This is a genomic window from Paraburkholderia sp. FW306-02-B, from assembly GCF_058782725.1.
The window spans coordinates 3640580-3665557 of sequence record NZ_JBYSXZ010000001.1 but is presented as its reverse complement, the minus strand read 5'-3'; the positions used below and the strand labels follow the sequence as shown (position 1 = coordinate 3665557).

The 24978-nt window shown below is 65.0% G+C and carries 21 protein-coding genes; 15 read left to right on the top strand and 6 right to left on the bottom strand.

The features are described from left to right. Positions 1-3 precede the first annotated feature (3 nt). The 14 genes from AC3WOG_RS16215 (at position 4) to AC3WOG_RS16150 (ending at position 14857) form a co-directional block, all read left to right on the top strand. On the top strand, positions 4-255 hold the full coding sequence (locus AC3WOG_RS16215; RefSeq protein WP_115098760.1) for an acyl carrier protein: 252 nt from the start codon (positions 4-6) through the stop codon (positions 253-255). Further along, complete coding sequence (locus AC3WOG_RS16210; protein WP_492578930.1) at positions 255-917, top strand: COG4648 family protein; 663 nt, start codon at positions 255-257, stop codon at positions 915-917. Before AC3WOG_RS16215 ends, AC3WOG_RS16210 begins: the two co-directional genes overlap by 1 nt. After that, positions 914-2623 (top strand): ApeI family dehydratase, encoded by a 1710-nt coding sequence (locus AC3WOG_RS16205; RefSeq protein WP_492578929.1) that lies wholly within the window; start codon positions 914-916, stop codon positions 2621-2623. Before AC3WOG_RS16210 ends, AC3WOG_RS16205 begins: the two co-directional genes overlap by 4 nt. After that, positions 2623-4338, top strand: coding sequence for a glycosyltransferase family 2 protein (locus AC3WOG_RS16200; RefSeq protein ID WP_492578928.1), 1716 nt, complete (start codon positions 2623-2625; stop codon positions 4336-4338). Before AC3WOG_RS16205 ends, AC3WOG_RS16200 begins: the two co-directional genes overlap by 1 nt. Further along, positions 4325-5923, top strand: coding sequence for an HAL/PAL/TAL family ammonia-lyase (locus AC3WOG_RS16195; RefSeq protein WP_492578927.1), 1599 nt, complete (start codon positions 4325-4327; stop codon positions 5921-5923). The genes AC3WOG_RS16200 and AC3WOG_RS16195 overlap by 14 nt, the downstream gene beginning before the upstream one ends. After that, positions 5920-6351, top strand: a complete 432-nt coding sequence (locus AC3WOG_RS16190; RefSeq protein WP_492578926.1) for an acyl-CoA thioesterase — start codon at positions 5920-5922, stop codon at positions 6349-6351. Before AC3WOG_RS16195 ends, AC3WOG_RS16190 begins: the two co-directional genes overlap by 4 nt. Then, complete coding sequence (locus AC3WOG_RS16185) at positions 6339-7001, top strand: outer membrane lipoprotein carrier protein LolA (RefSeq protein ID WP_492578925.1); 663 nt, start codon at positions 6339-6341, stop codon at positions 6999-7001. Before AC3WOG_RS16190 ends, AC3WOG_RS16185 begins: the two co-directional genes overlap by 13 nt. Further along, positions 7001-9514, top strand: a complete 2514-nt coding sequence (locus AC3WOG_RS16180) for an MMPL family transporter (protein WP_492578924.1) — start codon at positions 7001-7003, stop codon at positions 9512-9514. Before AC3WOG_RS16185 ends, AC3WOG_RS16180 begins: the two co-directional genes overlap by 1 nt. After that, a complete protein-coding gene (locus AC3WOG_RS16175; protein WP_492578923.1) occupies positions 9511-10695 on the top strand; it encodes a beta-ketoacyl-[acyl-carrier-protein] synthase family protein in 1185 nt (394 codons plus the stop codon). The genes AC3WOG_RS16180 and AC3WOG_RS16175 overlap by 4 nt, the downstream gene beginning before the upstream one ends. A gap of 8 nt (positions 10696-10703) precedes the next feature. Continuing rightward, positions 10704-11189 carry a hotdog family protein gene (locus AC3WOG_RS16170; RefSeq protein ID WP_492578922.1) on the top strand — a complete coding sequence of 162 codons (486 nt, stop codon included), beginning with the start codon at positions 10704-10706 and terminating at the stop codon, positions 11187-11189. Continuing rightward, positions 11186-11911, top strand: a complete 726-nt coding sequence (locus tag AC3WOG_RS16165) for a 3-ketoacyl-ACP reductase FabG2 (RefSeq protein ID WP_492578921.1) — start codon at positions 11186-11188, stop codon at positions 11909-11911. The genes AC3WOG_RS16170 and AC3WOG_RS16165 overlap by 4 nt, the downstream gene beginning before the upstream one ends. Further along, positions 11911-13137 carry a beta-ketoacyl-ACP synthase gene (locus tag AC3WOG_RS16160; RefSeq protein ID WP_492578920.1) on the top strand — a complete coding sequence of 409 codons (1227 nt, stop codon included), beginning with the start codon at positions 11911-11913 and terminating at the stop codon, positions 13135-13137. Before AC3WOG_RS16165 ends, AC3WOG_RS16160 begins: the two co-directional genes overlap by 1 nt. Continuing rightward, positions 13134-14363, top strand: coding sequence for a beta-ketoacyl-[acyl-carrier-protein] synthase family protein (locus AC3WOG_RS16155; RefSeq protein ID WP_492578919.1), 1230 nt, complete (start codon positions 13134-13136; stop codon positions 14361-14363). Before AC3WOG_RS16160 ends, AC3WOG_RS16155 begins: the two co-directional genes overlap by 4 nt. A gap of 71 nt (positions 14364-14434) precedes the next feature. Then, positions 14435-14857 (top strand): signal peptidase, encoded by a 423-nt coding sequence (locus tag AC3WOG_RS16150; RefSeq protein ID WP_492578918.1) that lies wholly within the window; start codon positions 14435-14437, stop codon positions 14855-14857. 49 nt (positions 14858-14906) lie between these two features. On the opposite strand, the gene AC3WOG_RS16145 is transcribed toward AC3WOG_RS16150, so the two are convergent. Then, on the bottom strand, positions 14907-15626 hold the full coding sequence (locus AC3WOG_RS16145; protein WP_492578917.1) for a class I SAM-dependent methyltransferase: 720 nt from the start codon (positions 15624-15626) through the stop codon (positions 14907-14909). 113 nt (positions 15627-15739) lie between these two features. Here AC3WOG_RS16145 and AC3WOG_RS16140 point away from each other — a divergent pair, with 113 nt between their 5' ends. Beyond that, positions 15740-16984 (top strand): NAD(P)/FAD-dependent oxidoreductase, encoded by a 1245-nt coding sequence (locus tag AC3WOG_RS16140; protein ID WP_492578916.1) that lies wholly within the window; start codon positions 15740-15742, stop codon positions 16982-16984. Between the two features lie 75 nt (positions 16985-17059). On the opposite strand, the gene guaD is transcribed toward AC3WOG_RS16140, so the two are convergent. The 5 genes from guaD to xdhA form a co-directional block, all read right to left on the bottom strand. Further along, a complete protein-coding gene (gene guaD / locus AC3WOG_RS16135) occupies positions 17060-18424 on the bottom strand; it encodes a guanine deaminase (protein ID WP_492578915.1) in 1365 nt (454 codons plus the stop codon). Positions 18425-18532: 108 nt separating this feature from the next. Then, entirely contained in the window at positions 18533-19579 is a 1047-nt protein-coding gene (locus AC3WOG_RS16130) for an adenosine deaminase (protein WP_492578914.1), read from the bottom strand. A 67-nt stretch (positions 19580-19646) separates the two neighbouring features. Beyond that, on the bottom strand, positions 19647-20660 hold the full coding sequence (gene xdhC / locus AC3WOG_RS16125; RefSeq protein WP_492578913.1) for a xanthine dehydrogenase accessory protein XdhC: 1014 nt from the start codon (positions 20658-20660) through the stop codon (positions 19647-19649). A gap of 108 nt (positions 20661-20768) precedes the next feature. Beyond that, positions 20769-23213 (bottom strand): xanthine dehydrogenase molybdopterin binding subunit, encoded by a 2445-nt coding sequence (gene xdhB / locus AC3WOG_RS16120; RefSeq protein WP_492578912.1) that lies wholly within the window; start codon positions 23211-23213, stop codon positions 20769-20771. Beyond that, the gene (xdhA, locus tag AC3WOG_RS16115; protein WP_492578911.1) at positions 23213-24760 is read right to left on the bottom strand and encodes a xanthine dehydrogenase small subunit; all 1548 of its coding nucleotides are present in this window, start codon (positions 24758-24760) and stop codon (positions 23213-23215) included. Before xdhA ends, xdhB begins: the two co-directional genes overlap by 1 nt. Between the last annotated feature and the right edge of the window lie 218 nt (positions 24761-24978).

Below are 24978 nucleotides of genomic sequence, written 5' to 3'. Positions count from 1 at the left end.
ATCGTGTCCGAGGCAGATATTCTTGAGCGCATCCGCGCCATCTTCAAAGAGAACTTCGCGATCGAGCCGGAACGCGTGACGCCCGAGGCGAACCTGTTCGAAGACCTCGATCTCGACAGCATCGATGCAGTCGATCTCGCGATCAAATTGCAGGAAATGACCGGCCGCCGCATCAAGCCGGAAGAGTTCAAGTCGGTGCGCACGGTCGGCGACGTGATCGGTGCGGTCGAATCGCTGCTGGCGGCGCAGGGCTGATGCCGTCCGTGCGCTCACGCATGCAAGCGGCAGCCGGCCCTCGCGGCGAGGCTGCCCCCGGCGCTGAGCGCCGCTGGGCCAGGACCGTTGTGCAGGTCGCGTTGAAACTCGCGTATCCCGCGCTGATTCTGTGCGCGTGGCGTTGGGACACGCCGCGCTATGTCGGCTGCATGCTGTTCGCTATTTTGTGGCTGCAACGCTGGGCGGGCAGTGGCGCGGTCGCGACGTCGCTGCGGCGGCTCTCCGCGATCGATTGGGCCGTGGCCGTGTTGCTGAGCTGCGCATCGGCGGCGATCGTGCTGACCAATAGCGAGCTGCTGTTGCGCCTCTATCCATCGCTCGTCAATCTGGGCCTGTTGATCGCGTTCGGCGCGACGCTCGTGCGCGGGCCGTCGATGATCGAAAAATTCGCCCGGCTGGGCAATCCGGATCTGCCGCCGGCCGCAGTGCGCCATACGCGCCACGTGACGCAGGTGTGGTGTGTGTTCTTCGTGCTGAACGGCGCATTTTCCGCTTACACCGCTTTGTACTGGAGCCGCGCGAGCTGGTCGCTCTATAACGGCGCGATTGCATACGGGCTGATCGGCGTGCTGCTGGTGGCCGAAGTGCTCTGGCGTTATCTGGTCGTGCTGCCGCGAGCCGCGCGTTCGGAGGCTGCATGATCGCGTTGCACGATCTGCTGTCGGCAACGCATGACGCCGCGGCCGCTCATGCTCCTGGGAATGCGCCGGTATGCCGCGATGGCGGCGCGGTGCTCGATCGCGCGGCGTTTCGCGCGCGCGTGTCGAGCCTCGTTGCGAGGTTGCGCGAGCAGGACGCGAAACGCTACGCCCTATGCATCGACGATCCGTTCGAATTCGCCTGCGCGCTGTTCGCGTTGCTCGCTTGCGGCAAGGAGCCGGTGATCCCGGCGAATGCGACCCCCGGTTATCTTGCCGATCTTGCCGAAGCCTACGATGCCGTGTTGACCGACGCGGATCTTGCGGCGTTCGCGCTGACGCCGACCGATGCGCAAACAACCACCGATCACGTCATCGATCCGCACGCCCCGTTGACGCTCTACACCTCGGGCAGCAGCGGCACCCCCAAGCCGATCCGCAAGACGCTCGCGCAGTTCAACGCCGAAGTGCATACGCTCGAAAAGCAGTGGGGCGCTTTGATCGGCGACGCGACGATGCTCGCCAGCGTGCCGCATCACCATATCTACGGGTTGCTGTTTCGCGTGTTGTGGCCGCTCGCCGCAGGCCGCGCGTTCGACCGTGCGATCAGCATCGAGCCGCTGCATTTGCAAACGCAAATCGAGCAAGGCGGCGCGACGGCGATCGTTTCGACGCCCGCGCAATTGTCCCGTTGGCCCGCGTTGACCGGCTTCGCCGCGTTGACGCCCGCGCCGCGTGCCTTCTTCTCATCCGGCGGCCCGCTCGCACTGGAAGCCGCACAGGAATACGCCGCCGCCTACGGCGCCGCGCCGCTCGAAATCTACGGCAGCACGGAAACCGGCGGCATCGCGTGGCGGCGCCAGGATCAGACCGATGCTTGGCAACCCGTGGCGGGCATCGAAGTGCGCCGCGACGAAGACGGTGCGCTGAACGTTCGCTCGCCGCATCTCGATCACCGCGGCTGGCATCGTACCGACGACAAAATTGCCTTCGATGCCGACGGCCGCTTCCGCCTGCAAGGCCGCCTCGATCGCGTGCTCAAGCTCGACGGCAAGCGCGTGTCGCTGCCGGAACTCGAAGCGCGTGTCGCGCTGCACCCGTATGTCGCGCAAGCGGCGATCGTGCCGCTGGAAGGCGCCTCGCGCGAGCGCGTCGGCGCCGTGGTCGCGCTGACCGAGGCGGGTAGCGAAGCGTTGCGCGGCGAGGGCCGCGTGCTGCTCGCGCAAACCTTGCGCCGTCATCTGGCCGCGTATTTCGATGTGGTGGTGCTGCCGCGCCATTGGCGCTTCCGCATCACGTTGCCGTTCGATGCACGTGGCAAGCTGCCCGTTGCCGCCGTCGCTGCCGCTTTCGACGCACGCGCGGACGGCGTCGAAGTGCTCGCCGAAGCGCGCTGCGCCGAGACGCTGCACTACGAACTGCGCGTGCCGCCGACGCTCGTGCATTTCGCCGGCCATTTCCCCGGTCTGCCGATTCTGCCGGGCGTCGTGCAGGTCGACTGGGCGATGCGTCTGGCCGCCGAACACGTGCCGGCCGTGCGCCAGCTTGCGTCGATCGACCGGCTCAAGTTCACGGCGCCGGTGCCGCCGGGCGCGCTGCTGAATCTGACGCTCGCACACGATGCCGCACGGCGGCGCGTACAGTTCGCGTACCGGCTCGACGGGCGCGAATGCGCGTCTGGCTTGATCGTGTATCGGGAGCCCGCGTGATGAGCATCGTCGCGTGCATTGTCATTCCGATCTATAACCACAAGGACGCGATCGGCGCGACCGTCGCCGATCTGGCGGTGCATGGGTTGCCGCTTTTCGTCGTCGATGATGGCAGCGATGAGGCGACCCAGCAGGTGCTCGCCGCGCTCGCTCAACGATACGCGGGCCAGCTCACGCTGTTGCGCTTGCCGGTCAACGGCGGCAAAGGCGCGGCGGTGATGGCCGGCCTGCGGGCGGCACGTAAAGCGGGCTACACGCACGCGCTGCAAATCGACGCCGACGGCCAGCACGACGCCACCGACGTGCCGCGTTTCATCGAAGCCGCGCAAGCCGAGCCGGGTGCGGTGATCCTGGGCCGCCCCGTCTACGATGACAGCGTGCCGAAGTCGCGCCTCTACGGCCGTTATCTGACGCACGTGTGGGTGTGGATCGAGACGCTCTCGCTGACGATTCGCGATTCGATGTGCGGCTTCCGCCTGTATCCGCTTGCGTTGGTCTGCGAGTTGATCGACAGCGTGCAATTGCCGACGCGGATGGACTTCGACATCGAGATTCTCGTGCGTCTCCATTGGCGGCGCGCGGCGTTCCGCTCGATCCCCACGCGTGTCACCTACGCCGCCGATGGCGTGTCGCATTTCGACGTGCTGTGGGACAACGTGCGTATCAGCCGCAGTCATACCCGGCTCGTGTTCGGCATGCTGTGGCGTCTGCCGATGCTGCTCGCGCACAAAGTGATGCCGCGGCGCTCCGCCATGACAAGCGATCAGCAGGAGCAGGACTGGTGGCGTATCGCCGAACGCGGCAGTCATTTAGGCATGTCCTTGCTCGCGCTCAGCTGCAAGCTCTTCGGCCGCCGTTTCACCGCGCTGTGGCTGCATCCGATCGTCGGGTATTTTCTGCTGACGGGACGCGCCGCGCGCGAAGCGTCGAGCAACTACTTCACGCACCTCAGCCGGGCCGCGCCGCAGGAGCGCACGCCGCGTCCAGGATGGCTGTCCGCCTATCGGCACATGCTGGCGTTCGCGCAATCCGGTTTCGACAAGCTTGCCGCATGGTCCGGCCGTGTCAGCAATGCGGACGTCGAATTCGAAGATCCGTCGGCATTCGAGGCACTGGTCGCGAGCGGCAAGGGCGCGCTCGTGATCGGCGCGCATCTCGGCAATCTGGAGATGACCCGCGCACTCGCCGCGCAAGGCGCGCACGCGAAGGTCACGGCGGTCGTCTACACCGAACACGCGCGGCGCTTCAATAGCGTGCTGGCGTCGGCGAACAGCGAGTTCGCGCGGCATCTGCTCGAAGTCAGCGACTTCGGGCCGGAGACCGCGATGATGATGCAGGAGCGCGTCGACGCGGGCGAGTTGCTGGTGATCGTCGGCGACCGCGTGCCCGCGCACGAAATGGGCCGAACGACCGAAGCGCAATTTCTCGGCTCGACCGCGCCGTTCGCGCAGGGCCCGTATGTGCTCGCGCATGCGCTAGGCTGTCCGGTCTATCTGTTTTTCTGCCTGAAAGAGCGCGACGGTTATCGTCTTTACTTCGAGCCGTTCGCCGAGCGCATCGAGTTGCCGCGCCGCGAACGCGCGCAGCATCTGGCGGCGTGGGCGCAGCGTTACGCGGCGCGTCTCGAACACTATTGCCGCAAGGCGCCTTATCAATGGTTCAACTTTTTCGATTTCTGGGCCAGCCCCAAGCGAGGCGCAAATGGCCGAACATGATTTGATCGACGATGCGAATGCCGCCGCGCAGGTGGCGTCAGTGGCGCAGGTAGTTGTGGGCGGTCGCAAGCTGACGATCGAAGAGGTCGTCTCGATCGCACGGCATCGTGCGCCGGTTGCGTTGAGCGCCGATCCGGCGTGGCGCGAGCGCATCGAACGCGGTGCGGATTTCCTGCGGCGGCATCTCGCGGCGGGCGCCACCGTGTATGGCGTCAACACCGGGTATGGCGACGCGTGCGTGGTCGACGTGCCGATGGAACTCGTCGAAGCGTTGCCGTTGCAACTGACGCGCTATCACGGCTGCGGCATGGGTGCCTATCTCGACGACGCGCAAACACTCGCGGTGATCGCCGCACGCCTCAACTCGCTGGCCTATGGTTTTTCCGGCGTGCGCACCGTGTTGCTCGAACGCCTTGCCGATCTGATCAATCATCGCGTGTTGCCGCGCATTCCGTCCGAAGGTTCGGTTGGCGCGAGCGGCGATCTGACGCCGCTCTCGTATGTCGCCGCGGCCTTGGCCGGCGAGCGCGACGTAATGTTCGAAGGTCGATTGCGCGATGCGCGTGAAGTGTGGGCCGAACTCGGCCACGCCCCGTTGACGCTCGCGCCGAAAGAAGGCCTCGCGCTGATGAACGGCACCGCGGTGATGACGGGCCTCGCCTGTCTCGCCTTCGCGCGAGCCGATCATCTGACGCGGCTGAGCGCGCGCCTCACGGCGCTCTCGACCGTCGCGCTCGACGGCCGCGCCGCGCACTTCGACGCGATGCTGTTCGACGTGAAGCCGCACGCGGGCCAGGCCGAAGCCGCCGCGTGGATTCGCGCCGACCTGGCCGGACGTGACGATACGCCGGGGCATCGTCTGCAAGACCGTTACTCGATTCGCTGCGCGCCGCATGTGATCGGCGTCGCACGCGACGCCTTGTCGTGGATGCGCCGCGATGTCGAGAACGAACTGAACAGCGCCAACGACAACCCGCTGATCGACCCGGACAACGAACGCGTGCTGCACGGCGGCAACTTCTACGGCGGCCATATCGCGTTCGCGATGGATTCGCTGAAAGTGGCGGTCGCCAATCTCGCCGATCTGATGGACCGGCAGCTCGCGCTGCTGGTCGATGTGAATTTCAACAACGGCCTGCCGCGCAATCTGTCGGGCGCCGCACCCGCGCGCGCCGCGATCAATCACGGTTTCAAGGCGGTGCAGATTTCATCGTCGGCATGGACCGCCGAAGCGTTGAAGAACACGATGCCCGCAAGCGTGTTTTCGCGTTCGACGGAAGCGCACAATCAGGACAAAGTGAGCATGGGCACGATCGCCGCGCGCGACTGTTTGCGCGTACTGGAGTTGACCGAGCAGGTCGCCGCCGCGCACACACTGGCGACGGTGCAGGCGGCGCGGCTGCGTTTGCGCATCGACGGCACGACGCCGGTCCCCGCGCCGCTGCAAGCGTTCATCGATCGCGTGACGGCGCAATCGCCGTTCGTCGATGAAGATCGCGCTTTGGAAAGCGAACTGCGTGCGCTGACCGCGCGGATTGCCGATTGCGATCTGATCGACGACTATCGCGGAGGCGCCGGCGCATGACTGAATCCTGCAAGGTGCTGACGGCGAGCGCGACGGTCGAAGTGCCGTTTCACGATGTCGATGCGATGAACGTCTGCTGGCACGGCCACTATCTGAAGTACTTCGAGATCGGCCGCGCCGCGCTGCTGCGCACGTTCGACTACGACTATCGCGAGATGCAGGCCTCGGGCTATCTGTGGCCGATCGTCGAGGCGCATCTGAAGTATGTGCGGCCGGCCACCTACGGTCAGAAGATCGAAGTGCGCGCGCAACTGCTCGAACACGAAAACCGCCTGAAAATAGGCTATGAAATCGTCGATTGCGCATCCGGAACGCGGCTGACGAAGGGCTATACGATCCAGGTCGCCGTCGACGCCGCAACGCAGGAGTTGCAGTTCGTGTCGCCGCCGGTTGTATTCGACAAACTGGAGCGTGCATGGGCACGATGAACTTCCGCGGCATGGTTGCGGGCGCGTTACTCGCGTTAAACATGGCGGCAGCCGTACCCGCGTTAGCGGCGGCAACCACACCTGACGCGGGCAACCCCGCACTGGTCTCGCAGATCGCCTCGCACCTCGCCCAGGCGAAGGGCGTTCGCGCGCAATTCACGCAGACACAAACGCTCGCCGCGATGAAACAGCCGCTCGTGAGCACCGGTTCGCTGTTGTTCTTCCGCGAGCGCGGTGTGATCTGGCAGATCGACACGCCGTACAAAGCCACTTACGTCATCACCGATGCGGGTGTCGCTGAAGTGAACGCCAACGGCCAGCGCGTGACGGCACACCGCGCGCAAGGCACCCGCGGCGTCGCGCAAGTTTCGAAGATGATGCGCGCGATGCTCGGCGGCGATCTGTCGGCGCTGTACTCGCAATTCGACGTGCAGGCCGAAGGCAGTGCCGCGCAATGGCGCATGCAACTGACGCCGAATCAGCCGCAAATCGCGCAGTCGATCAAAGGTTTGCAGATGAATGGTGGCGACTATTTGCAAAGCCTGCGCATCACGCTGGCGAACGGCGACATCACGAAGCTCGACTTCGCGAAGAGCGCGGCTGTCACCGAGCCGACGCCTGCCGAGCGCACTTTGTTCGGGGCGCCGTAATGCAGGTGCTGCAACAGCGGTCCGCGAAACAGGCGTGGGGCATGCGCGCCGCGTGGCTGCTGCTCGCGCTCGTCGCGGCGCTGTACTGCGGCTGGCGTTTCGCCGGGCCGTCACCGTTGCAGACCAATCTGCTCGCGTTGCTGCCTGCTACCGAAGCGGATCCGGTCGCCGAAAAAGCGGTCGATACGCTGGCGAGCGCGCTCGGCGACCGTACGGTTTTTCTCGTCACCAGCAACGACGATGCGCACGCGAAAGCGGCGGCGAAACAACTCGGCGCTTCACTGCAGAAGAGCGGGGCTTTCGGCTCGGTGACGGCGGAATTGCCGCCGTTCGATCTGTCGCAGATCGCCGCCTTGTACATGCCGTATCGCTTCGGCTTGCTGGCGCCGGCTGACCGCGCGGCGCTAGCAGGCGGTTCGGCTACGTCATTGCACGACGCCCCGCAGGAAGTCCCCCGCCCCGAAGGAAGTCCCCTTGGGGGATTGGGGGACGCGCTCGCTCAACGTATCTACAGCCCGTTACGCGGCGGCCTGACAACGCCGCTCGCCGACGATCCCTTCGGCTGGCTCGAACATTGGCTCGGCGGCCTGCAGCTGGCAACATCGAATCTCGAACTCGAAGACAACCTGCTGGTCGCGCATCGTGGCGCCGCCACCAGCGTGCTGATCGTCGCGACGCTGCCGGGCTCCGCATACGAATCGAAGACGCAGCACGCGGTGCTCGATGCGCTCGCACGCGGCGAAATTGCATTGAAACAGTCGTTCCCCGACGTGTCGGTCGCGAGAACCGGCGCGGTGTTCTATGCGGAATCGGCGCGCAGCGCGTCCGAACATGAAGTGCATCTGATCGGCGTCGCGTCGCTATGCGGGATTGCATTGCTGATGCTGTGGGTATTCCGCTCGCCGCGCTTGCTGTTGTTCGGCTTTGTTTCGACGGCGCTCGGCATCGTTTGCGCGCTGGCCGTGACGATGCTGGTGTTCGGCAAGCTGCATCTGTTGACGCTGGTGTTCGGCGCGAGCCTGATCGGCGAAGCGGTCGATTATTCGATTCAATACTTCGTGGTCTATCTCGGCGGCGGGCGCGATTGGGATGCGCGCCGCGGCGCGCGCGCGGTGCGTCCGGCGTTGACCGTTGCGCTCGTCACCAGCCTGCTCGGTTACGCGATCCTGACGTGGGTGCCGTTTCCCGCGCTCAAGCAGATCGCCTGCTTCGCGATGGCGGGCATCGTGACGGCGTTCGCATCGGTGCTGTGGTTGTTGCCCGCACTGCTGGTGCGTGCGCCGAAGCGCAGCCCGCAGCGCGTATTCGCCGGTGCTGCGCGTTTGCTGACGGTGTGGCATCGCGTGATTGGCGGCAAGCGTGCGTGGTTCGTCGCCGCGTTGTTGTTGATCGTTGCGGTTCCGGGCTGGTTGCGGCTGACCAGCGATGACGATATTCATCTGCTGATTCAGCGCGACCCGTCGCTGGTCGCGCAGGAAAATAAGGTGCGCGACGCGGTCGGCGTCGATAACAGCGCGCAGTTTTTTGTCGTACGCGGCGAGACGCCGGAAATTGTGCTGCAACGTGACGAAGCGTTGGGCGCGAAACTCGACGCGCTGAACGGCACAGCGGACAAGGTCGGCAGCTATCAATCGGTGACGGCGTTCGTGCCGTCCGCGAAACGGCAGAGCGAAGATCGCGCGCTGCTCGCGCAGCACGTGTTCAACGATCCGGCGGCGTTGCGCGCAACGTTGTTGCAGGCCGGCTTTAAAGACGAAGTCGCCGACGCGTGGCTCGCCGCGTACGCCAAACCGCAGCCGGTGCTCACGGTCGACCAGTGGCTCGCCGCGCCGTGGTCGCAGCCGTACAAACATCTGTGGCTGGGCGTTGTCGATTCGGCCACCCAAGCCTATGCCGCGGTCGTGATTCCACAAGGCGTGACGCCGCAAAACGAGCCGACGCTGATCGCCACTGCACAGGCGCTGCCAGGCGTCGCTTTTGTTGACAAGGCAGCGAGCGTATCGAAGCTGTTCGGCGCGTATCGTGTGAATAGCGGCTGGTGGCTCGCGGGTGCATTGGCGCTGGTGCTGGTGTTGTTGATACTGCGTTACGCCCCGAAGCAAGTCCCCCGCCCCGCAGGAAGTCCCCTTGGGGGATTGGGGGACAGCGTGCGCGGCGGCGTTGCCGTGACAATGCCGGTGCTGCTCGCGGTCGGCGTCACACTTGCTGTATTCGGCTACGTCCACGTGCCGCTCAATCTCTTCAACTGGCTCGCGCTGATGCTGGTGCTCGGCGTCGGCGCAAACTATGCCGTGTTTCTGCGCGAAGGCTGTTTGCGCGCGGACGCCGACCTCGGCGCGGTGTGGACGGGCGTGCTGCTGTCGGCGGCGACGACCTTGCTGTCGTTCGGCATGCTCGGCATGAGCGCGATGCCTGCGCTGAAGAGCTTCGGCGCCACGCTCGCGCTCGGCATTGCGGTGTCGGTACTGCTCGCGCCGATCGGCATGCCATCGGAATCAAGGAGGGCCGCATGAACGCGCCATCAGTTTATTTGCACGCGCTCGGCATGATCAACGCGCTCGGCGACGGCCTCGAGGCGATCGTTCCCGCGCTGGCCGCGGCGCATGCGCCGGGCATGGCGAATGCGCGTACCGGCATCGGCGAGGCATTTGTCGGCAGCGTTTTCGCACCGCTCGACCTCGCGCCGCCGGCTTCACTCGCACGTTACGACTGCCGCAATAACCGTCTGCTCCTCGCCGCGCTCGCACAGATCGCACCTGAAATCGAGGCGGCCCGCGAGCGTTACGGCGCGCATCGAATCGGTGTGGTGCTCGGCACCAGCACGTCCGGTATCGAAGCGGCCGAGGCCGCGTTCGTCTATCAGGCGCAAGCGGGCGACTTGCCGGCCAACTTCAATTACCGGCAGATGGAAATCGGTACCGCGGCGCCGTTCGCCGCCGCCGCGCTCGGTCTGCACGGTCCCGCGTACACGATCTCGACCGCTTGCACGTCGAGCGCGAAAGCCTTCGTATCGGCGCGCCGGCTCCTGCAATTGCAACTATGCGATGCGGTGGTGGTGGGCGGTGTCGATTCGTTGTGCGAGCTGACGGTGCAGGGTTTTGCTTCGCTCGAATCGACCAGCGCGGTGCGCACCAATCCGATGAGCCGCAATCGCTGCGGGATCAATGTCGGCGAAGGCGCCGCCGTGTTCCTGATGAGCCGGGACGAAGCCGCGGTGAGACTCGCGGGCGCCGGTGAATCGAGCGACGCGCATCATATTTCCTCACCGGACCCGCACGGCGTCGGCGGCGAACTCGCGTTGCGCGAGGCGCTGGCTGATGCAGGCGTCGCGCCTTCAGCGATCGGCTATGTGAATCTGCACGCCACCGCCACGCGCAAGAACGACGCGATGGAAGCCAACCTGATGGCGCGTGTTTTCGCCAACGGCGTCGCGACCAGCGGCACCAAGCCGCTGACCGGTCATCAACTCGGCGCAGCGGGGGCGACCGAACTCGGCTTCGCATGGCTGACGCTGGCGCGCGAAGGGGTGGCCTTGCCGCGTCATCTGTGGGACGGCGAAGCCGATCCGGCGCTGCCCGCGCTCGACCTTGTCGTTAGCGAACGGTTTTTGCCGCGCGGCACGGGCGCGCAGTATGTGATGAGCAATTCGTTTGCCTTCGGCGGCAGCAATGTCAGCTTGATCCTCGGCCGGTGATGCGCGCAATGACTCAGACGCTCTCCATCGAGGACCTCGTGCGGCAACCGATCGAAACGATCCTGCCGCATCGCGGCACCATGTTGCTGATCGACGCGGTGAGCGCGTTCAGCGAAGAGGCGCTCACCGCACTCGCCACCGTGCATGCCGACGCGTGGTATGCGGACGCCGACGGCGCGATGCCTGCATGGATCGGCATCGAACTGATGGCGCAGGCGATCGCCGCGCATGTCGCGCTGCTGGCGATGCGCGCGGGCGGCGGCGCGCGTCCGGGCGTGCTGCTCGGCTCGCGCAGCTACAAAGCGCTCATGCCGGCCTTCACCAGCGGCGCGCAATTGCGGATCGGTGTGACAGAATTGCTGCGCAGCGAAGAAGGCCACGGCGCCTACGAATGCACCATCCATCATGGCGACGCGTGTTGCGCCGAAGCGGTCGTCAAGGTGTTTCAACCGCCCGATTTTCGGTCATTCATCGAAGGGAGTTTCAGTTCATGAGCCGGCGTGTTCTCGTTACCGGCGCAAGCCGCGGCATCGGCCGCGCGATTGCGTACAAGTTGGCCGCCGACGGTTTCGCGGTGTCCGTGCACTGCCGCACGGGCCGCAGCGAGGCCGAAGCGGTCGCGACGGGCATCGCCGCGCAAGGCGGCGCGGCGCGTGTGCTGCAATTCGACGTGCGTGAGCGCGCGCTGTGCCGCGAAGTGCTCGAAGCGGATGTTGCCGCGAACGGCCCGTATTACGGTATCGTGTGCAGCGCCGGCGTGACCCGCGACGCCGCATTCCCGGCGCTCACAGAAGAAGACTGGGACATCGTGATCGAAACCGGTCTCGACTCGTTCTACAACGTCGTCCATCCGTTGACCATGCCGATGGTGCGCGCGAAGAAGGGCGGACGCATCGTCACGATCGCGTCGGTGTCCGGCGTGACCGGCAATCGCGGCCAGGTCAACTACAGCGCCGCGAAGGCCGGCCTGATCGGCGCAACCAAGGCGCTCGCCGTCGAACTGGCGACGCGCAATATCACCGTCAATTGCGTCGCGCCCGGTTTGATCGAAACCGGCATGCTCGACGACGTGCCGCTCGAACACGCATTGAGGACGGTACCGATGAACCGCGTCGGCCAGCCTGCCGAAGTGGCGTCCGTGGTCAGCTTCCTGATGTCGGATGCGGCCTCGTACGTCACGCGTCAGGTGATCGGCGTCAACGGCGGGATGGTGTGATGAAACGCGTCGTCATTACCGGCATGGGCGGCGTCACGGCGTTCGGCGACCGCTGGGACGAAATCGAAGCGCGCCTGAAGAGCGGCGTGAACGCGGTGCGGCGCATGCCCGAGTGGGATTACTTCGAGTCGCTGCATACGCGGCTCGCGTGCCCGCTGCCGGGCTTCACCACACCCGCGCATTATCCACGCAAGAAAACGCGTTCGATGGGGCCGGTGTCGCTGTACGCGGTGCGCGCGAGCGAACTGGCATTGGCGGACGCCGGCCTCGCCGACGATGAGCGCATCAAGGACGGCCGCATGGGCGTTGCGTACGGTTCGTCATCGGGTTCGATCCAGCCGATTCGCGCGTTCGGCACGATGCTCGAAACCGGCTCGATGAGCGATGTCACATCGAACAGCTACGTGCAGATGATGCCGCACACCACGGCGGTCAACGTCAGCCTGTTCTGGGATCTGAAAGGGCGCATCGTGCCGACCTCGTGCGCGTGCGCATCGGGCAGCCAGGCGATCGGCTACGCGTTTGAGGCGATCCAGGCGGGCAAGCAGACGTTGATGCTGGCGGGCGGCGCGGAGGAATTGTCAGGCCCGGCGGTGGCCGTGTTCGACACGCTGTACGCGACCAGCACGCGCAACGACGAGCCGCATCTGACGCCGCGTCCGTTCGATGCTGCCCGCGATGGCCTCGTGGTCGGCGAAGGCGCGGCTACGCTGGTGCTCGAAGAATACGAACACGCGGTGGCGCGCGGCGCGCGGATTCATGCGGAAATCGTCGGCTTCGGCTGCAACTCGGACGGCGCGCACATGACGCAGCCGACCGCCGAAACCATGGCGCTCGCGATGCAACTCGCGCTCAGCGATGCGCAATTGCAGCCGCAAGCGGTCGCCTACGTGAACGCGCACGGCACCTCTACGGATCGCGGCGACGTCGCCGAAAGCCATGCGACTGCTCAGACTTTCGGCGAACGCATGCCGATCAGTTCGCTGAAGAGCTACGTCGGCCATACGCTCGGCGCGTGCGGCGCGCTCGAAGCGTGGTGGACCATCGAGATGATGAAGCGCAACTGGTACGCGCCGACGTTGAATCTGACCGACGTCGATCCGGCCTGTGCGCCGCTCGACTACATCGTCGGCAGCGGACGCACGATCGACGCCGAATACGTGATGAGCAACAACTTCGCGTTCGGCGGCATCAACACGTCGCTGATTTTCAGGCGCGTCCGATGAGCGTGGCGCTGCAACGCGTGGTCGTCACCGGCATGGGGATCGTGTCGTGTCTCGGCAATACGCTCGACGACGTGTCCGCCGCGTTGCGCGCGGGCCGCTCGCGCATCGAGCGGATCGACGCGTGGCGTGAGCGCGGTTTCGCGACCCAAGTGGCGGGCGTGGCGTCGGTGGCGCACGAGCCGCCGTTCGAGCGCAAGTTCGAACGCTTCATGGGCGATACGGCGCGCTTCGCGTGCCACGCCGCCCGCCAAGCGATCGACGACGCCGGGCTCGACCCGGCCGCGTTGCGCTCGCCGCTCGCGGGCGCGGTGATCGGTTCGGGCGTCGGCTCACTGGCGAGCTACGATGCGGCGCTCGCGATCGTCGCCGCGCGCGGCGTCGATAAAGCGCCGCCCTATGCGGTGCCGCAGACGATGAGCAGCACCGCGTCGGCGAATGTCGCCCAGGTGTTCGGGCTCGAGGGCGCGAGCTATTCGCCGTCGTCCGCGTGCACGAGCTCGGCGCTCGCGATCGGCCAGGCCATGCAGTTGATCCAGACCGGCCGCCAGCAGATCGTGCTGGTCGGTGGCAGCGAAGCGCTGCACGACAACGTGACGCTGCTGTTCGACGCGATGGGTGCGTTGTCGCAGCGTTTTAACGACACGCCGCAGCATGCATCGCGTCCCTACGATACGGCGCGCGACGGCTTCGTGATCGCATCGGGCGGCGGCGTGCTGCTGCTCGAATCGCTCGATCACGCATTGGCGCGCGGCGCGCGCATTTACGCTGAACTGACCGGTTTCGGCGACTGCACCGACGGGGCCGGCATGGTCACGCCTCATGCGGCCGGCATCGCTCGCGCGATGCGTGGCGCGTTGAAAGAAGCCGGCATGCGCCCCGATTACATCAACACGCATGCACCGTCCACGCCGCTTGGCGACGTCGAGGAACTACACGCGTTGAGCGCGGTATTCGGCGGCGACGTGCCGCCGTTTTCTTCGACCAAAGGCCTGAGCGGTCATCCACTGGGGGCATGCGGTGCGCACGAGGCGATCTATACCTTGCTGATGATGCGCGACGGTTTCATCGCCGGGACGACGGGTATCGAGACGCCGGATGCGAGCCTCGGCGAGATGCCACTGGTGCGTACATCGCGCGACGCGCGCATCGAGACGGCCATGTCGGTTTCGTTCGGGTTCGGCGGCAGTTGCGCGAGCCTGATGTTTGACGCCTGGAAGGGCGCGTGAAGTGACCATGAAGCGACCATGAAGCGACTCATGAAGTACCGGCAACGCTAAATACAACGAGGGCAAGAACAATGAAAAAAGATTTCGTACTGGTCGCGCTGGCGGCGGTGGTGTTGACGCAGGCCGGCTGCTCGACCGAGGTGAAGTCGCTGCCGCTCGCGGCGGCGGGGGCGCAATCGACCGGTGGCGTACCGGTGTATTTCGGTTCGCAGGATCATCCGGCGGTAAGGAGCCAGTTGGGCGACGTGTCGTATTCGGTGCGGATCGCGCGCAAGATTGCGGGCGCCGACGAAGCGTGCCACCAGGTCCTCGCCGAAGCGGTGCAGAAGCTGCGCAAGGCCGCGCAGGATCGCAATGCGAACGCGGTGATCAACGTGTCCACGCGCTTTCACAGCACCGAGACCGATTCTCCGACCGACTTTACTTGCGGTGTGAGCGGCAGCGCCGCGGCGATCGCGGTGAAGGGGCAGCTCGTCGTGCTGGAAAACAACTAAGGCTGTGACGGCAGGTGCTCAGGCGGTGCATGCCACCGCCTGAGCACGTCTAATCGGCCTTGATCGCCGCGACATTGACCAGCGTCTCACGGCGCTTGCCAGGTTGCGGATGGGACAGGCCGATGCGTTCGAGCAGGCCGAAGTCTTTCGCGCGGCTCCACCAGAGATAGGGGAGCGAGACGTTGCGCGGGCCGAACCCGAAACCGGCGCCGCGGATCATGTCAAGGTAGCCGTCAGCGCTCTTTTGCACCTGCATCGGGTGGCGAAACAGCAGGCGGATCACCCACGACTTGATGTACGCGTCGGTGGATTCGGCGAACAGCAGGACGCCGCCGGGCTTGAGCACGCGGCGAAACTCGGCGAGCGCGCGGTCCTGCTCGACGAGATGATGGAAGGTTTGATGGCAGAACACGATGTCGGCGCAGGCATCGGGCAGCGGCAGTGTCGCGCAGTCGGCATGCAGCAGTTCGATATTGGCGACTTTATCGCGGCAGGCGTTGGCAGCGAGTTTCAGCGACGGCTCGTGAAAATCGACGCCGACAATGCGACGCGGCCTGAACGCTTCGGCGAGCAGGCGGAACGAAATGCCTTGCCCGCAACCGACGTCGACAATTACCGGCGCGGTAGGCAGGGGTGCATCGATCAGGCGTTTGAGATCGTTGATGGCGACCCGCAGCACATGATGTTCCCAGGTATGGGTGCGCAGGAACCATATCCCGAATGCCGTTTCCGGCACGAAAGGCACGCTGGATGTTTCGGATGGCGACACGCTGGGCTCTCCGGCGGAATATTGTTTTGTTCTTGCAGTGACACGCGTGATTGTAACTAGAAGTAAGCATGCAGCGTAACGCCGTTACGAGCAAGCAAACGATTGAGGCAAATTTGAGTACATATTCGTCAAAGCGCACCACTGTCGACGTGGCGATTATCGGCGCTGGTCCGGCGGGCGCCGTTGCGGCGGCCCTATTGCGCAAAGCGGGCCGCTCGGTGCTGGTACTGGAGCGCCAGCATTTCCCGCGCTTTTCGATCGGCGAAAGTTTGTTGCCGCAAAGCATGGCGTACCTCGAAGAGGCCGGCATGCTGCAAGCGGTGGTCGAAGCCGGCTTCCAGTACAAGAACGGCGCGCATTTCGTTTACCGGGATCAATCGTCGGCGTTCGATTTTCGCGACAAACATTCGCCGGGTTGGGGCACCACGTATCAGGTCGAGCGCGCGGTGTTCGACGATCTGCTGATTCGCTGCGCGGCCGGGCAGGGCGCCGATGTGCGTTTCGGCCACACGGTCCGCGCGCTGCAAACGGGCGACAGACCGGTGCTCGACGTGCTCGATGAAGCGCAGAACGCGTATGAAGTCGAGGCACGCTTCGTGTTCGACGCGAGCGGTTTCGGCCGTGTGCTGCCGCGTTTGCTGAACCTCGAAGCGCCGACCCGGATGCCCACACGCGCGGCAATTTTCACGCATGTGCGTGACGGTATTCCAGCGGGCGCAACCGATCGCAACAAGATTTGCGTGGCCACGCATCCGGAGCGTCGCGACGTATGGTTCTGGATGATTCCGCTCGCGGGCGGGCGCTCGTCGGTCGGCTGCGTGGCCGAAGCGAGTTTTCTCGAGGTGCCGGAAGCGGAACGCGAGGCGAAACTGCGCGCGCTGATTCAGCAGGAGCCGACGCTTTCGGCGTTGATCGGCCAAGCGCCGTTTCTGATGCCGGTGCGCCATATCGGCGGTTACGCGGCGAACGTCGAGCGTTTACATGGGCCGGGCTACGCGCTGCTTGGCAACGCGGGCGAGTTTCTCGACCCGGTGTTCTCGTCCGGCGTGACGATTGCGCTGCGCTCGGCGCATCTGGCGGTGCAGACGTTGAACCGGCAACTGGACGGCGAGCAGGTCGACTGGTCCGGCGCTTACGATGTGCCGTTGCGCAAGGGCATCGATACGTTCCGCGCGTTCGTCGAGCGCTGGTACACCGGCGCGTTGCAGGACATCATCTTTTATTCGGATCAGACGCCTTCGATTCGGCGGATGATCAGCGCCGTGCTGGCAGGCTACGCGTGGGACGAGACGAATCCCTATGTCGCCGATCCGGTACGGCGGCTGAATGCGTTGCATGAGGTTTGCATGCAGCCGTGATCGAGCGGCGCGGCGTGAGGAAAAAAACGGCGCTTCGTTTCCGAAGCGCCGTTTTTATTCATTGCCTGAATCGAATCAGGCCGCGATTTTCGCCGCACGCGACGCATGCTGACGCACGTCGTCGCGACGATGCACGCGCTTGCCCGCTGCGTACGTTTCGTAGATCGCGCGATCGTCGCCGAGCAGCGCGAACGCGAACAGCAGTTCTTCGAGCGACTCGGTGCGCGCGGTGCGGCGCGCGAGCAGCGGCGTTGCTTGCGGATCGAGCACGACGAAGTCCGCTTCCGACTTCGCCTTCAACGTGCCGACCTGGTCCGCCAGATCGAGTGCTTCGGCCGCGCCCGCGGTGGCGAGATAGAACATCCGTGTGGCCGTCAGATGATGGCCGGTCAGACGCGCGACCTTGTGCGCCTCGTTCATCGTTTGCAGCATCGAGAACGACGTGCCGCCGCCGACGTCGGTGGCGAGCGCGATCGGCATGCCGGCTTCGTCGGCCTTGTCGAAGTCGAACAGGCCGCTGCCGAGGAACAGGTTCGAAGTCGGGCAGTGCGAGGCCACCGTGCCGGTCTGCGCCATCCGTTTGCGGTCTTCCCCGTCGAGGTAGATGCAATGGCCGTACACCGCGCGGCGGCGCAGCAGGCCGTAGTGATCGTAGATGTCCAGATAGCTGCGGTGGCCCGGGAACAGATCGGCGACCCATTTCACTTCGTCGGTATTTTCGGCGACGTGGCTCTGGATGAAGACGTCCGGATGCTTGTTCGCCAGCGCGCCGCACGCTTCGAGTTGCGCTTCGGTCGAGGTCGGCGCGAAACGCGGCGTGAGCGCGTACATCTGACGGCCACGGTTGTGCCAGCGGCCGATCAGTTCGGCGCTGTCGTCATAGCCCGATTGCGCGGTATCGCGCAGAAACTCGGGGCAGTTGCGGTCCATCAGCACCTTGCCGGCCACCATCCGCAGATTGCGCGCTTCGCTTTCGGTAAACAGCGCTTCGGCCGATTCCTTGTGGACCGTGCAATACACCAGCGCGGTAGTCGTGCCGCAGGCCAGCAGTTCTTCGACGAAAAAGCTTGCGGTGTCCCGCGCGTAGGCCGGATCGGTGAAGCGGCGCTCGGTCGGGAACGTGTACGTGTCGAGCCACGGCAAGAGCCCCGGCGCCGGCGATGCGATCATGTCGGTCTGCGGATAGTGGATGTGCGTATCGATGAAGCCCGGCACGATCAGCTTGTCGCGCATCTCCTGCACCTGGGTGCCGGGCGCGAGTTGCGGCGCGAGCGTCGCATACGCGCCGGCCGCGACGACATGGCCGTCTTTGACGATCAGCAGGCCGTCCTCGTTGAAGACCGCCGCACTGGACGATTGCGCCGGATCGCCGTTGAAAGTCAGCAATTGCGCTCGGAATGCTGATTGGGCTGATTGGGCTGATTGTGCCGATTGAGTCATGGGAAAAACCGTCTCCGTTTTTGTGGGGAGCTAAACAGCGCGGACGGCGGCTTTACCTCAGGTTCTGAATCGAACCTTTGCCGCCGCCGGCTGCCTTTATCCGGCCCGTCAGTGCGGGCCGCCTGGATGCCAGTGCGCGTCGAGCTTCGCGATCAGTTCGCTGCGTTCCTCGGGCGTGACGAACGACGCTTCGAAACTGTTGCGGATGATCGTGTAGACCTCGGCATCGTTGAGCTTCAACGCGTCTATGGTGGCGAAATAGTTGGCGTTGACGTAGCCGCCGAAGTAGGCCGGGTCGTCGGAATTCACCGTGACGGCGACGCCGCGATCGAGCAGGTCCTTCAGCGTGTGCCTGGTCATGTCGTCGAACACGCAGAGCTTCAGGTTCGACAGCGGACACACGGTCAGCGCGACGCGTGTGTCGGCGAGGCGCGCGACCAGCGCCGGATCTTCGATGCTGCGCACGCCGTGGTCGACGCGATCCACTTTCAGCAGATCGAGCGCTTCGTAGATATACGACGGCGGACCTTCCTCACCCGCATGCGCGACCAGCTTCAGACCGAGCGCACGTGCCCTGGCGAACACTCGTTCGAACTTCGAAGGCGGATGACCGCGCTCCGACGAATCCAGCCCGACGCCGATCAGACGATGCCTGTACTGCTCGAACAGCGGCAATGCTTCTTCGAACGTGGCGAGCGCATCGTCTTCGGACAGATGGCGCAGGAAACACAGAATCAGCTTGCTCGTCATGCCGCGCTTTTCCGCGTCGGCCAACGCGCGTTCGATGCCCGCCACCACGGTCGCGATCGGCACGCCGCGTTCGGTGTGCGTCTGCGGGTCGAAGAAGATTTCGCTGTGAATCACGTTATCGGCGAGGCATCGTTCGACATACGCCGTCGTCATGTCGTAGAAGTCCTGCTCGTGCAGCAGCACGCTCGCGCCAGCGTAATAGATGTCGAGAAACGATTGCAGATCGGTGAACGCGTACGCGGCACGCAATGCTTCGATCGAGTCGTAGGCGAGCTTCACGCCGTTGCGTTCGGCGAGCGCGAAGATCAGCTCGGGTTCGAGCGAACCTTCGATATGGATGTGCAACTCGGCCTTCGGTGCGAGCGCTGTTTTTTCAGCAAGTGGCGTAGCGGTAGTGGTAGTCATAAGCGATTCTTCTGGAGTTTGTTGGCGTCGTTTGCGCCGGAATGCAATGAACCTCAGCTCAGAGCGGTCAGGTCGTCTGCGCTGCATGCGTGCCCGCGTTCGCCTCGACTGTCTGCAGCACCTGCGCGGCCGCCGAGATCGCGATGATCTCCGGCGACTTGTCGACGATACCGTCGACGCCGAGCGGGCATTTCATCCGCGCGATCTGCGACGGATCGATGCCGCGCGCAGCGAGCCGATGCTCGAACTGCTTGCGCTTGCTGTGCGAACCGATCATGCCGAAGAACGCAAAGTCGCCGCGCCGCAGGATACGCTCGGCCAACTCGAGATCGAGCGCATGGTTGTGCGTCATCACGATGAAGTACGTGTTCGGCACGGCCTGGTCGACGGCTTCGTCCGGGGCGTCGTTCGGATCGATCTGCACGTTCGGCGCATGCAGCGTTTCCGCGAGCGGAAACTGCACGTCGCGTTCATCGACCCAGCGCACGCGGCAGGGCAGCGTGGCGAGCACGCGAACCAGCGCCGCGCCCACATGACCGGCGCCGAACACCACGACGGCGAAGTCGCCTTGCGCGATGGTCTCGGTGAGCAGCGCGCTGCTGTCGTCGAAGCCGGCGCCGTCCCACAGCAGACAGTCGGCGGCATCGACGCCCGGCTCGGGGTCGGACAGCATCACCGCATCCGGTGCGGGGCCGAATGATACGCTACGCACCGTCGAAAGACCTGCGGCCACGCGTTTCGCGAGCGACGTGACCCAGCCGAGGTCGCCGATGTCGAGGCGCTCGAACGCGAGAATCACCGCGCCGCCGCAGCATTGACCGAGACTGGGCCCAAGCGCGAAGCGTTCGAGGCGGCGCATATGCGGCGAGCGCATGCCGTCGCGCAGCACCTGGCGTGCCGTCTCGATGGCTTTCCATTCGAGGTGTCCGCCGCCAATCGTGTGCTTGGCCGAATCGCGCGTGACGATCATCTTGGTGCCGGCTTCGCGGGGCGCCGAACCCTCGACGCGCGCGACCGTCACCAGCACGGCGGCGTCGCCGTGCGCGAGCAGTTGTTGTAGATCGGGTAGCCAGGCTTGCATCCGGCGGTTCTCCATGCGTGGTCGCGCGGGGTGTCCGTGCGGCCGGTTGAGTGTGGCGTGAAGCGTTCGTGTCGCTTCACGCCTTTGCTTGTTGCTTTGCTCACGTGCTTAAGCAGTTGTGTCAGTGATGGCCGGTTCGGTTGCTGGTGCGGTTGTCGTAGGCGGTTGCAATGCGTCCAGTGCGTCGAGAATCGCTTCCGGCGTAGCGGGTGCGCGTAGCGGCGGCGCATTGTCCGCGTCCGGCACCGCGGCGGCAACCGCGTCGCGAATCGCGAGAAACACCGAAAACGGCAGCAGCAGAGGCGGCTCGCCCACGGCCTTCGAACGGAACACGGTCGGCTCGGCGTTCTGATTGCGATACAGCTGCACGTGGAACGCCGCAGGCGTATCGCTCACGGCAGGAATCTTGTACGTCGACGGCGCGTGCGTCATCAGGCGGCCATCGCGGCTCCACCACAATTCTTCGGTGGTGAGCCAGCCCATGCCCTGAATAAAACCGCCTTCCACCTGACCGATATCGATCGCCGGATTGATCGACTGACCGGCGTCGTGCAGCACGTCTGCGCGCACCAGTTTCCATTCGCCGGTCAGCGTGTCGATCACGACTTCCGACACCGCCGCGCCGTAGGCAAAGTAATAAAACGGGTGACCGGTCAGCGTTTTCGCATCCCAATGCACTTTCGGCGTCGTATAAAAACCGTCGGACCACAACTGCACGCGCGCCAGATACGCGGCGCCCACCAGTTGTTCGAACGGCATCGCACCGCCGTTCACCGACACTTCGCCGTTGGCAAACTCAACCGCGTCCGCGGTGCCGCCGAGTTGCTTCGCGGCCAGTTCGGCGAGACGTCCGCGAATGGTGCGCGCGGCGGCTTCGGCAGCTTTTCCGTTCAGGTCGCTGCCGGTGGAGGCGGCGGTCGCCGAGGTATTCGCGACCTTCGACGTATCGGTCGCCGTCACGCGCACACGCGAGAGCGGCAAACCGAGTTCGCTCGCCACCACTTGTGCGACCTTCGTGTTGAGCCCCTGGCCCATCTCGGTGCCGCCGTGATTGACGAGCACCGAACCGTCTTTATACACATGCACCAGCGCGCCGGCCTGATTCAGAAACGGCACGTTGAACGAGATGCCGAACTTCACCGGCGAGAACGCGATGCCGCGTTTGAGCACCGGACTCTTCGCGTTGAACGCGGCTAGTGCCGCGCGGCGTGCGCGGTAGTCGCTCGACGCCAGAAGCTCTTCGGTCAGCGGAGCAATGATGTTGTCTTCGACGGGTTGTCCGTACGGCGTCGTATTGCGTTCGCCGATACCGTAGTAATTCGCAAGCCGCACGTCGAGCGGATCGCACTTCAATTGACGCGCGATGCTGTCGAGCATCACTTCCATCACCAGCGCGCCTTGCGGTCCGCCGAAGCCGCGAAACGCGGTGTTCGATTGCGTATTGGTCTTGCAGCACAACGCGACGATATCGACGTCGGACAGGTAGTACGCGTTGTCGAAGTGGCAGACCGCGCGAGTCGCGACCGCGCCGGACAGATCGGCGGAATAGCCGGCTCGCAAAGCGATTTCGACGCGCGCGCCGAGAATCCGTCCGCTAGCGTCGAAACCGGCTTCGTACTCGTAGACGGCGTCGTGCCGCTTGCCGGTGATCATGAAATCGTCGTCGCGGTCGGCGCGCAGTTTAACCGGACGGCGCAGCAGTTTCGCCGCCAGCGAGGCCACGCACGCAAACAGCGCCGATTGCGATTCCTTGCCGCCGAAGCCGCCGCCCATCCGCCGGCATTCGCACACGACGTTATGCGCCGGCCAGCCGAGCATATGCGCGACCACCTGCTGCATTTCGCTCGGATGCTGCGTCGAACTGTAGACGAGCATGCCGTCCATTTCTTTGGGCACCGCGTACGCGACCTGGCCTTCGAGATAAAACTGTTCCTGGCCGCCCACTTCAAAGGTGCCGCTGATTCGATGCGGGGCGGCGGCGATTTTCGCGTCGGGGTCGCCGCGTTTCAGATGCAGCGGCGGCAACACGAATTGCTTGTTGGCTTTCGCTTCGGCGGGCGTGAGGATCGCTTCGAGCGGCTCGTAACGAATCACGTCGTCGCTTCTCGCGAGCGCGGCGGCGCGGCGCGCGAGGTCATGGCTTTCGGCGATCACCGCGAACACCGGCTGACCGAGGTACAGCACTTCCTCGACGGCAAGAATCGGGTCGTCGTGCAGCACCGGGCCGCAATTGTTCTCGCCGGGGATGTCTTCGGCGCTCAGCACGGCGATCACGCCCGGCGCTTGCTTCACCGCCTCCAGATCGATCGATACGATCCGCGCATGCGCATGGCGCGAAAGCCCAAGTGCCGCGTGCAGCGTGCCTTGCAGTTCGGGGACGTCGTCGGTGTAGGTGGCCTCGCCGCTCACGTGCAGCGCGGCGGATTCATGCGGCAGCGGCGCGCCGATCGCCGTCTCGCTGTCGTGAACGGCGGCGTGCTTTTCAGCGTGCTTCTCAGCATGGTTCTCAGCATGGTTCTCAACGTGTTCGACGAAAGCATCGGTCCGGTTCATCACGACGACTCCTTCGCGACGACCGCTTCCGGCCCGCCGCCTTCGAACGCGAACGCATTCACGTCGAAGAGGGCGAGCGGCGCGTCATCGCGCGTTTCGAGGTGGAAGCGCCACAACAGGTTACGCGCTACCTTCAGTCGATAGGCGCTCGAGGCGCGCATGTCGGTCAGCGGCTGGTAATCGGCGACGAGTGCGTTCATCGCTTGCCGCGCGGTGCTTTCGTCCCACGTCGCGCCATTCAGCACGGCTTCGGTTTGCGCGGCCCGCCTGGGCGTCGCGGCCATTCCGCCGAACGCGATGCGTGCTTGCCCGATCACGCCGTTTTCGCCGATGTGCAGCGCGAACGCGGCGCACACCGCCGAGATGTCCTGATCGTAGCGCTTCGAGACCTTGTAGGTGCGAAAGCGCAAATCGCTCGCCGGACGCGGCACGCGCAGCGCCGCGACGAATTCGCCGGCCGCGAGCGCGCTCTTCTGATAGCCGAGGTAGAACGCGTCGAGCGGCAGCATGCGGGTTTTCGGGCCGTGCCGCAGCACGACTTCGGCGCCGAGCGCGAGCAGCGCCGGCATCGAATCGCCGATCGGCGAGCCGTTCGCGACGTTGCCGCCGAGCGTGCCGGCATTGCGGATCGGCAGCGACGCAAAGCGCGTCCACAGTTCGGCCAGTTCCGGGTAATCGACGGCGAGCGCCGCGTAGCCATCCTCGAGTGTGACAGCGGCGCCGATCGTCAGCGTTTGCGCGTCGCGCTCGATCGTCTTCAATTCGGCGACGTTGCCGATATACAGAATGTCGCCGAGATCGCGGAACTGCTTGGTGACCCACAGGCCGACGTCGGTGCTGCCCGCCAGCAGGCGCGCGTGCGGATGCGCGGCGCGCAGTGTGGCGAACGCAGCGAGCGTGACCGGCGCGTGGAAGGTGGGTGTGCCGAAGGCGGCGCCGCGCGCATCGGGCGCGGTGTATTCGAAGGTGTCGCGGCGCTGGATCGCGCGCAATTTTTCCACGACGGCTGCCCGGTCCAGCGTGACGCGCGGGTATTGCGGATAGTCGAACATCTTCTGCGTCGCGTCGACGATCGGCCGGTAGCCGGTGCAGCGGCACAGATTGCCGGACAAAGCGGCGTTGATTTCATCGCGGGTGGGCAGGCCCGCGGCGGCCGGCTGGTTCTCGTACAGCGCCCACATCGACATCACGAAGCCGGGCGTGCAGAAGCCGCATTGCGAGCCGTGGCAGTCGACCATCGCCTGTTGCACGGGGTGGAGGGCGCCATCGGCGGCGCGCAGGTCTTCGACGGTGAAGAGGGCTTTGCCATCCAGCGTCGGCAGGAACTGGATGCATGCATTGACCGCTTTCAGTGCGAGGCCGCCTTGCGCGTCCAGCTCGCCGACCACGACGGTGCAGGCGCCGCAGTCGCCTTCCGCGCAGCCTTCCTTGGTGCCGGTGCAATGCAAATCCTCGCGCAGGTGCTGGAGCACGGTGCGCGACGCAGGGACGCCCGCGACCTCACGGACGGACCCCTGGTGATAAAAACGGATGGTTTGCGTTGTCATGGCGAATCCGAAAGACATTGCGGACCGGGCGCGCGTTACGCATGGGGTCGTGCCAAAACCGGCCTCGCGCACGTAGATCGCCATCCATATCCGAAGATATCACCACCTTGTCCCGAAAATATTTCCCGTTTCGCATGAAGCTTATTCGGCAGCAGTCATGAAATAAGTACGATTTGTGAAAAGCCGGGACGTTGCGTGAGGCGGGGCGGATGGCGCAA

Bases quoted from the DNA above. Each gene is read 5' to 3' on its own strand.
- AC3WOG_RS16210 (WP_492578930.1), top strand. From the start codon at position 255: ATGCCGTCCGTGCGCTCACGCATGCAAGCGGCAGCCGGCCCTCGCGGC.
- AC3WOG_RS16205 (WP_492578929.1), top strand. From the start codon at position 914: ATGATCGCGTTGCACGATCTGCTGTCGGCAACGCATGACGCCGCGGCC.
- AC3WOG_RS16200 (WP_492578928.1), top strand. From the start codon at position 2,623: ATGAGCATCGTCGCGTGCATTGTCATTCCGATCTATAACCACAAGGAC.
- AC3WOG_RS16195 (WP_492578927.1), top strand. From the start codon at position 4,325: ATGGCCGAACATGATTTGATCGACGATGCGAATGCCGCCGCGCAGGTG.
- AC3WOG_RS16190 (WP_492578926.1), top strand. From the start codon at position 5,920: ATGACTGAATCCTGCAAGGTGCTGACGGCGAGCGCGACGGTCGAAGTG.
- AC3WOG_RS16185 (WP_492578925.1), top strand. From the start codon at position 6,339: ATGGGCACGATGAACTTCCGCGGCATGGTTGCGGGCGCGTTACTCGCG.
- AC3WOG_RS16180 (WP_492578924.1), top strand. From the start codon at position 7,001: ATGCAGGTGCTGCAACAGCGGTCCGCGAAACAGGCGTGGGGCATGCGC.
- AC3WOG_RS16175 (WP_492578923.1), top strand. From the start codon at position 9,511: ATGAACGCGCCATCAGTTTATTTGCACGCGCTCGGCATGATCAACGCG.
- AC3WOG_RS16170 (WP_492578922.1), top strand. From the start codon at position 10,704: ATGACTCAGACGCTCTCCATCGAGGACCTCGTGCGGCAACCGATCGAA.
- AC3WOG_RS16165 (WP_492578921.1), top strand. From the start codon at position 11,186: ATGAGCCGGCGTGTTCTCGTTACCGGCGCAAGCCGCGGCATCGGCCGC.
- AC3WOG_RS16160 (WP_492578920.1), top strand. From the start codon at position 11,911: ATGAAACGCGTCGTCATTACCGGCATGGGCGGCGTCACGGCGTTCGGC.
- AC3WOG_RS16155 (WP_492578919.1), top strand. From the start codon at position 13,134: ATGAGCGTGGCGCTGCAACGCGTGGTCGTCACCGGCATGGGGATCGTG.
- AC3WOG_RS16150 (WP_492578918.1), top strand. From the start codon at position 14,435: ATGAAAAAAGATTTCGTACTGGTCGCGCTGGCGGCGGTGGTGTTGACG.
- guaD (WP_492578915.1), bottom strand. From the start codon at position 18,424: ATGACTCAATCGGCACAATCAGCCCAATCAGCCCAATCAGCATTCCGA.
- AC3WOG_RS16130 (WP_492578914.1), bottom strand. From the start codon at position 19,579: ATGACTACCACTACCGCTACGCCACTTGCTGAAAAAACAGCGCTCGCA.
- xdhC (WP_492578913.1), bottom strand. From the start codon at position 20,660: ATGCAAGCCTGGCTACCCGATCTACAACAACTGCTCGCGCACGGCGAC.
- xdhB (WP_492578912.1), bottom strand. From the start codon at position 23,213: ATGAACCGGACCGATGCTTTCGTCGAACACGTTGAGAACCATGCTGAG.
- xdhA (WP_492578911.1), bottom strand. From the start codon at position 24,760: ATGACAACGCAAACCATCCGTTTTTATCACCAGGGGTCCGTCCGTGAG.